Consider the following 7,535-nt stretch of genomic DNA (forward strand, 5'->3'; position numbering starts at 1 on the left):
GTCCTACTCTCCCCTTACGGAGCGTGTCCGGGCCAGGTGCGTCGCGCGGGCTCACACCGGGGGCTGCCCGGTGCTTTCCGCCGCCGGGGCACCGGAGGCCAGCGGCACTCCGATGCGCCGCAGGCGTGGAGAGATGGCCGGCACCGCGCCCAGCAGCCGCCGGGTGTACTCGTGCTGCGGCCGGGTGGTGACCTGCTCCGCGCTGCCCCGCTCCACCAGCGCGCCGCGCAGCAGCACGTCGACCTCGTCGCTGATGCGGCGGACGACATCGAGATCGTGCGTGATGAACAGGTACGACAGCCCGCGCCGCCGTTGCAGGTCAAGCAGCAGGTTGAGGATCTGCGCCTGGACGGACACGTCGAGCGCGGAGGTCGGCTCGTCGCAGATCACGAGCTCGGGATCGGTGGCCAGCGCCCGGGCGATGCAGACGCGCTGCCGCTGGCCACCGGAGAAGCGGTGCGGGTAGGCCTCGGCATCGACCCCTTCCATCCCCACGGAGTCCAGCAGCTCACGCACCCGCCGGGCCCCGTCGGCCCGGTACAGCCCGTGGGCGCGCAACGGCTCCGCGACGACCTCGCCGATCGTCAGCCGGGGATCGATCGACTCGTACGGGTCCTGGAAGATCACGCCGACGCTGCGGCGGAAGGCGTGCCGGGCCCGGCGGCCCCGGACCGTTTCTCCGCGGAAGCGCACACTGCCGCTGTCCGCCCGCTCCAGGCCGACGATGATGCGCGCCAGGGTGGACTTACCCGAGCCCGACTCCCCCACGATGCTGACCGTGCGGCCCGCCTCGATGCGCAGGTCCACCTCGTCGAGCGCGGTGTAGCGGCCGTAGCGTTTGGTGATGCCCGTGGCCTCCAGCAGCGGCGCGCCCGCCGCGGGTGCGGTTCGCGTCATCGGAGGCCCTCCAGCCGGTGACAGGCGGCTACGTGGTCCTCGGCCAGCCGGCGTGGCTCCGGGAGGTCGGTGCCGCAGCGGACGTCGGCCAGCGGGCAGCGCGTGTGGAACGGGCAGCCCGGGGGAGTGCCGCCGACCGGCGGACTGCCTGAGATGGTGGTGAAGGGCTCCTTTGGCCCGGCGTCGCGCCCGCTGCGGAAGCACTGGAGCAGCGCCTCAGTGTATGGGTGGCGGGCCCCCTCGAAGAGGGTGAGCACATCGGTGTGCTCGACCAGCCGGCCACCGTAGAGGACGGCGACATGGTCGGCGATCTCCGCCACGACCGACATGTCGTGCGTGATCCACAGGACCGTGAGTCCGTACTCCTGTTGCAGCCGGCTGACCAGACCGACGATCTCGGCCTGGACGGTCACGTCCAGCGCGGTGGTCGGCTCGTCGGCGATGAGGAGCTGAGGGTGGAAGGCCAGGGCCATCGCGATGATCACGCGCTGCCGCATACCGCCGGACAGGGCGTGGGGGTAGAGGCGCGCCACCCGTTCGGGGTCCGGGATGCCGACGTCCGCCAGCGCCCGGCGGGCCAGCAGATCGGCCTCGACGCGCCCGGCTCCGTCGCGGACCCGGTGGACCTCCGCTATCTGCCGGCCCACCCGCATCACCGGGTTCAGGGCGGCGGACGCGTCCTGGGCCAGGTAGGCGGCCGTACGGCCCCGCGCCTCCCGCAGGGCCTTCCCGCCCAGGGCGGTCAGCTCGACGTCCCCGACCCGGACGCAACCGCCGATGATCCGGGCGCCCGCCGGGAGGATGCGGCCAGCGGCCAGCGCCAGCGTGGACTTGCCGGATCCGGACTCGCCGACGAGGGCGGTGGTGGTGCCCGCGGGCACCTGGAGCGAGACGTCCCGCAGGGCGGTGAAGTCTCCGTAGGCGACGCTGAGGCCGTCTATCGTGACCTCGCTGCCGAGACTGCGGACGGCGGTTGCCTCCGGGGTGGCGATCATGGCGTCTCCGATGCTGCACGAGGGTCGATGGCGGTCCTGACGAGGTCCACCAGCAGGTTGGCCGTCACGACGAGGGTCGCGGCGACGATCACCGTGCCGGTGAGCAGCGGGCGGTCGAGGGCGGCGAACGCCTCGGTCTGCATCTGGCCGATCCCGGGCCAGCCGAAGATCGTCTCGACGAAGACGACGCCGGAGAGGAAGACCGCCACGTCCATGCCGAGGAGGGTCGTCACCGGCGAGGCGGTGTTGCGCAGCACATGCCGGACGACGATGCGCCGCCGGCTGAGGCCCTTGGCGACCGCGGTGCGCACGTACGCGGAGGACAGGGCCTCGCGGGTGCTGTCGCGGACGACGTTGGCGTAGTAGGGGGCTCCCAGGATGCCGAGCGTCAGCGCCGGGAGCACGATCTGCGCCGCCCCGGTGCCGCCGTCGATCGGGAAGATCGGGATCTGGTAGCCGAAGAGCAGGAGAAGGAGGAAGCCCAGGGAGAACACCGGCATCGACAGCAGACCGACGTTCACGGTCGCCAGCAGCCAGCTGCGCCGGGGCCGCAGAGCTTCCCACAACCCCCATAGCCCGCCGAGGGCGAGTTCGACGGCGAGCGCGGCGGCGGCGAGGACGGCGGTGGCGGGAAGCCGTTCGAGGATCAGGGAGAGGACCGGACGGTCGTTGGCGTAGGAGGTGCCCAGGTCGCCCGTCGCCACCGAACCCAGGTAGTGGCCGAGCTGCGACCAGAGCGGGTCGTCGAGGCGAAGCCGGTCGCGGATCTCCGCGAGGACCTCCGGGCCCGCCTTCGGCCCGGCGATGCTGCGGGCGGGGTCGCCGGGGACGACGTACTGGAGGATGAAGGTGAGCAGGACCACCGCGATGACGGTGAACAGGCCCAGCAGGATGCGTATGCCTATGCGTCGAGCCATGAGCGTCGCTCCGAGAGAGGGTTGCGTCGATTGAGCCCTTCGGCGATCAGAACGAACGTCAGGACGGTCGCGATGACGAGGACCAGGGGGACGAACAGGGTGTGCGGGGCGTAGGTCATGCTGTCGGAGCCGTCGGCGAGCATGTTGCCGAGCTCCGGGGTGGGCGGCTGGATGCCCGCTCCGAGGTACGACAGCCCCGCCCCGACGACCACGACCGCCGCCCCGTTGAGCGCCGCGACGTTCAGCAGCACGGTGGACAGGTGCGGCAGTACGTGGCGGCGCAGCGCGGTAAGGCGGCTCACGCCGTGGGCGAGGGCCGCCTCGACGTACCCGCGGCTGCGCAGCCGTACCGTCTCCCCGTGGACCAGCCGCGCGGTCCACGCCCAGTACAGGGCGGTGACGACGATGATGATGCCGGTGGTGCCCCGGCCCACGATGCTCGCCAGCGCCAGGCCGGACAGCACGGTGGGAATGGACAGGAACACGTCGACGAGGCGCATCAGGCACTGCTCGATCCAGCCCCGGTAGAAACCAGCCACCAGCCCCACCGCGGCGCCCAGGCCAACGGAGGTCAGGTTGGCCACCAGGGCGATGATGAGAGTGGCCCGCAGCCCGTGGAGCGAGCGCGCGAGCATGTCGCGGCCGATGGCGTCGGTGCCCAGCGGATGGCCGGGCGCTCCGACGCCGCTGGGCAGGCCGTCGGCACTGAGGCTGTCGGTGTGTATCGTGTACGGCGACCCGGCCAGCGGGGCCAGCAGGGCAAGCAGGCCCAGCACACCGAGCAGGACCACCCCTGCGAGCCACAGCCGGCTGCCCTTCGCCGCGGCGGAGCGGGCCGCGGCCCCACCGCCCCCTGGCGCGTGCGCCCCGGCGGGCGCGGGCCTCCGCGTGCTGATCGGAAGAGCGCTCATCGCTTCACCCACAGCCGGTCGTAGTAGGTGCCCGTCTCGCCGCGCATCTGGTAGTTGCGGACCTCCGGCGCACGTGCGGCGAGGAAGTTCATGCTGCCCACGAAGACGCCGGCGGCGTCGCGGACCAGCTCGTCCTCGATCTCGGCGAGGAGCGAGTTGGCGTCCTCGACACTGCGGGCCTTACGCGCCCTGACGGCGAGGGAGTCCACCCGCGCGTTCGTGTAACCGACGTAGTTGTAGGAGGCGTCCGAGGTGAAGTTGGACGACACGAGTTCGAGGGCGCTGTTCAGGGTGATGTAGAGGTGCGACCCGTAGAGATCGCCCTTGCCGTCGGAGATGGCCAGCTCGAAGGCGGCCTGGCTCATGGCGTTCAGGTTGAGCTCCACGCCCACCGCCTCGAACTGCTGCTGGAGCACCTGCCCGAGCAGTGGCCAGGGGTCCTGGGTGCCGTGCAGGAACTCCAGGCTCAGCCTCTCGACCCCCGCCTCCCGGAGAAGCGCGCGGGCCCGCTCCGGATCGAAGGTGTAGGGCTTCGCCGTACGCCGAAAGCGGTCCAGCCTCTTCGGGAAGGGCGAGCCCCACGGGTCCGAGAGGCCGAACGTGAGCCGCATGAGCTGCTCCCGGTCGACCGCCCAGTTCAGAGCCCGCCGCACGCGCGGATCCCGCAGCTCCCTGCGCTTGTGGTTGAGCGAGAGCCACTGCGTCCCGCGTACCGGAACGGCCTGCACGAACCGCTCGCGCATGGACGCGTCGGCGGTGAACCGGGCGGCCTGGCTGGCCACCAGCCCCTCACCTAGGACGTCGACCCGACCACCGCTGAGCTGGAGCGCCTGGAGGGGATAGCCGATGGCCCACCGGTACTCCAGCCGCTCGATGAGCGGGGTGCCCCGCCAGAAGTACTGGTCGAAGGGCTCAAAGACCGCTCGCCGGCCCTTGCTGTCGTAACGGGTGATCCGCATCGGGCCGCTGCCGACCGGCGTGCGGCCGAACTCGGCGCCCAGGCGGCGGACCTCCTCACGGGGAAGGGCGGCCGTGTAGGGCATGCACAGCAGGGCCGGGAAGAGGACGTCGGGCTCGGTGAGCGTGACGCGCAGGGTGTACGGGTCCGGGGTGCTCAGCCCGCGGATCTCCTCCGCCTTCTCCTTGTACACCGCCTCGGCGCCCTCGATCCCGAAGAGATAGCTCGATGCCCAGGAGGCGAGGCCCGGGTCCATGAGACGCGTCCAGGTGAAGACGTAGTCCTCGGCGACCACCGGGCGGCCGTTGTGGAAGCGCACGTCGCGGCGCAGGGGGATGGTGTACACCCGGCCGTCCTTCGACACCTGAGGCGCTCCCTGGGCGGCGTGCGGAGCGGGGCCGTCGAACTGGTCGGCGAACTGGTACAACGGTGCGTAGAGCACCGTCGAGATGGCCTCCCAGCTGTGGAGGTCCCAGCCGATCGCCGGATCGTAGGACTGCGCCTCGTTCGACCAGGCGGTGATCACCTTGCCGCCCCGCCTCGCACCGGCCGGCTCGCCCGGCCCCGGAGCCCATCGCGGCACGTCGGCTGGCGGACCCGCGGGGGCGGAGGAGAGAGGCCGGCCGCCTTGGCAGCCGGTCAGCAGGCAGGCGACGCCTCCCGCGGCCCCGGCGGCCAGGACCAGCCGTCGGGTCGGTTCGTTAGGTGGTCCGGCCATGGGCGTCCTCTCGTGGGACCGTCCCGGCGCGGGGTGACCGGACGGCAGGACGGAACCTGGTGTCGGGCGCGTGGGGACGGCGTACGGCGACTTGAGGGAGGGGGATCCCGCGAGCGGCGGCGCGGGTGCCGCGCACAGCGGGTCGCGGCGGGGCGGCGGAACTGGCGGCGGAACCGCGCCGGCCGTGTGCCCGCACCGCGTCGGCGGCGTCACCATTGGATGGTCTTCGTTTCCGTGTACTCGTCGAGACCGTGCACGCCGAGTTCGCGGCCGACCCCCGACTGCTTGTAGCCGCCGGTGGGGGCGAGGACGCTGAACCGGCCGGCGTTCACGGTGACCAGACCGGCCCGGATCCGCCGGGCGAACCCCTCGGCGCGGAGCCGGTCCGTACACCAGACCGCCCCCGCGAGACCGTAGATCGAGTCGTTGGCGATCCGGGCGGCCTCCTCCTCGTCCCGGTAGCGCAGGAAGCACACCACCGGTCCGAAGATCTCCTCCCGGGCGACCGCCATGTCGTTGGTGACGTCGGCGAGGACCGTGGGGAGGATCCAGTGGCCCGCGCCCAGGCCGGTCGGAGTGCGCTCCGGCGGGGCCTTTCCGCCGGCGACCAGACGCGCCCCTTCGGCCACTCCCTGCTCGATGTGGGCCAGGACGCCGACGTACTGCCGGGCCGTCGCGACGGGCCCCAGATGCTCGCCCGCCAGCGCGGGGTCGCCGAGCTCCCAGCGCCCGGCCTCCTCGGCGGCCAGGGCCACCGCCCGGTCGTACACCGCGTGGGGAACGAGCACTCGGGTGCAGGCGGTGCAGGTCTGCCCCGAGTTGTAGAAGGCGTCGGAGAGCGCCAGGCGTACCGCGTCGTCGAGGTCGCGCACCGTCGTGCCGTCCGGTTCGTCGGCGAGGATCACCCTGGCGGACTTGCCGCCGAGCTCCAGACCCACGCGTTTGACGGTTCCGGCCGCCGACATCCCAACGGACCGGCCCGCCTCGGTCGACCCGGTGAACGACACCGCGTCGACCTCCGGGTGTGTGGTGAGCGCCTCGCCCACCACCTTTCCCGGGCCGGTGACCAGGTTGAACACTCCGCCGGGCGCACCGACAGCCGGACAGGCCTCGGCGAATACCTCGGCGAGCAGGAAGGCGTTCAGCGGGGCGTCGCAGCTCGGCTTGAGGACGACCGCGCAGCCGGCGGCGAGCGCCGCGGCGACCTTGGCCGCGATGAGGTAGAGCGGGTAGTTCCAGGGGGTGATGGCGGCGACGACGCCCACCGGCTCGCGGACGATCTGGGAGGCGCCGATACGCTCTTCCCACGCGTGGTCGGCGAGGAGGTCGGCATAGGACTGGAACACCTCGGCAGCCAGCCGCGTCTGGGTGTGGAGGGCGTTGTCGATCGGGGCGCCCATCTCCGCACTGATCAGCGTGGCGAAGTCCGCCTCGCGCTGCGCGATGCCCTCCGCCACGGCGGCGAGCAGCTCCCGGCGGACGCCTGCGTCCGCAGCGGCCCAGAGGGGGAAGACCTCACGGGCGGCGGCAACGGCGGCGGACGCGTCCCGCGCCGTACCGCTCGGTACGCGTCCCACGGCCTCGCGCCCGGTGGGATCGGCCACTACGGTGTGCGGTGTGTCGCCTCCGTCGACGGGAGGCCGCCACGCACCGCCGATCCAGAAGTGCCGCCGCTCCGTATCGAGGCGGCTTCTGATGCTGTGGGTGACCGGATGACCCATGGTCGTGCTCCTCAAAGGCGACTGGGTTCGGTGGGCAGCCGCGCGGCGGGCGGGCCCGGAAGGACGGCCTGCGCTTGGCTGGTTTCGAACGGTAGGTCGCTACTGATTTGAGAGTCAATAGAGGAGGGCAAATTACTGACTCCCGAATCAGCACTTGAGACGACGGCCCGACGTACCGGCCGCGGCGGCTACGGGGCCGACCACGGTTCGCGAAGCGGCGCTTCCCTCCCACCCGCACCGGGCACCGGTCGCGGAACGCCGATAATGCCAGGTCAACCGGAGGCTGATGACGCGATGCTCTCGGTCGCTTTGCGGTCCACGGTGGCCGGAAAGCCTCTGTGCTCGGTCCTGACGGTCTGGCTGTTCTTGGTCTAGCCCGAGGAGTCGCCGGACCTGCCGCTCTGGTGATGCTCGCCAG

At 71.9% G+C, this 7,535-nt stretch carries 6 protein-coding genes; all 6 read right to left on the bottom strand.

Annotation, left to right across the window (positions count from 1 at the left end):
• Window positions 1–51 precede the first annotated feature (51 nt).
• The 6 genes from ACIQAK_RS32175 to ACIQAK_RS32200 all read right to left on the bottom strand — a co-directional run bounded on the left by ACIQAK_RS32175 (window position 52) and on the right by ACIQAK_RS32200 (window position 7,117).
• Window positions 52–897, bottom strand: a complete 846-nt coding sequence (locus ACIQAK_RS32175; protein ID WP_366392531.1) for an ATP-binding cassette domain-containing protein — start codon at window positions 895–897, stop codon at window positions 52–54.
• A complete protein-coding gene (locus ACIQAK_RS32180) occupies window positions 894–1,892 on the bottom strand; it encodes an ABC transporter ATP-binding protein (protein WP_366392530.1) in 999 nt (332 codons plus the stop codon). The genes ACIQAK_RS32175 and ACIQAK_RS32180 overlap by 4 nt, the downstream gene beginning before the upstream one ends.
• A complete protein-coding gene (locus tag ACIQAK_RS32185; protein WP_366392529.1) occupies window positions 1,889–2,809 on the bottom strand; it encodes an ABC transporter permease in 921 nt (306 codons plus the stop codon). The genes ACIQAK_RS32180 and ACIQAK_RS32185 overlap by 4 nt, the downstream gene beginning before the upstream one ends.
• Window positions 2,794–3,720, bottom strand: coding sequence for an ABC transporter permease (locus ACIQAK_RS32190; RefSeq protein WP_366392528.1), 927 nt, complete (start codon window positions 3,718–3,720; stop codon window positions 2,794–2,796). Before ACIQAK_RS32190 ends, ACIQAK_RS32185 begins: the two co-directional genes overlap by 16 nt.
• Window positions 3,717–5,396 (bottom strand): ABC transporter substrate-binding protein, encoded by a 1,680-nt coding sequence (locus ACIQAK_RS32195; protein ID WP_366392527.1) that lies wholly within the window; start codon window positions 5,394–5,396, stop codon window positions 3,717–3,719. Before ACIQAK_RS32195 ends, ACIQAK_RS32190 begins: the two co-directional genes overlap by 4 nt.
• A 209-nt stretch (window positions 5,397–5,605) precedes the next feature.
• Window positions 5,606–7,117 carry an aldehyde dehydrogenase family protein gene (locus ACIQAK_RS32200; protein WP_366392526.1) on the bottom strand — a complete coding sequence of 504 codons (1,512 nt, stop codon included), beginning with the start codon at window positions 7,115–7,117 and terminating at the stop codon, window positions 5,606–5,608.
• Window positions 7,118–7,535 lie beyond the last annotated feature (418 nt).

Origin of the sequence: Streptomyces sp. NPDC088706 (genome assembly GCF_044752765.1) — a bacterium.
Classification (GTDB): domain Bacteria; phylum Actinomycetota; class Actinomycetes; order Streptomycetales; family Streptomycetaceae; genus Streptomyces.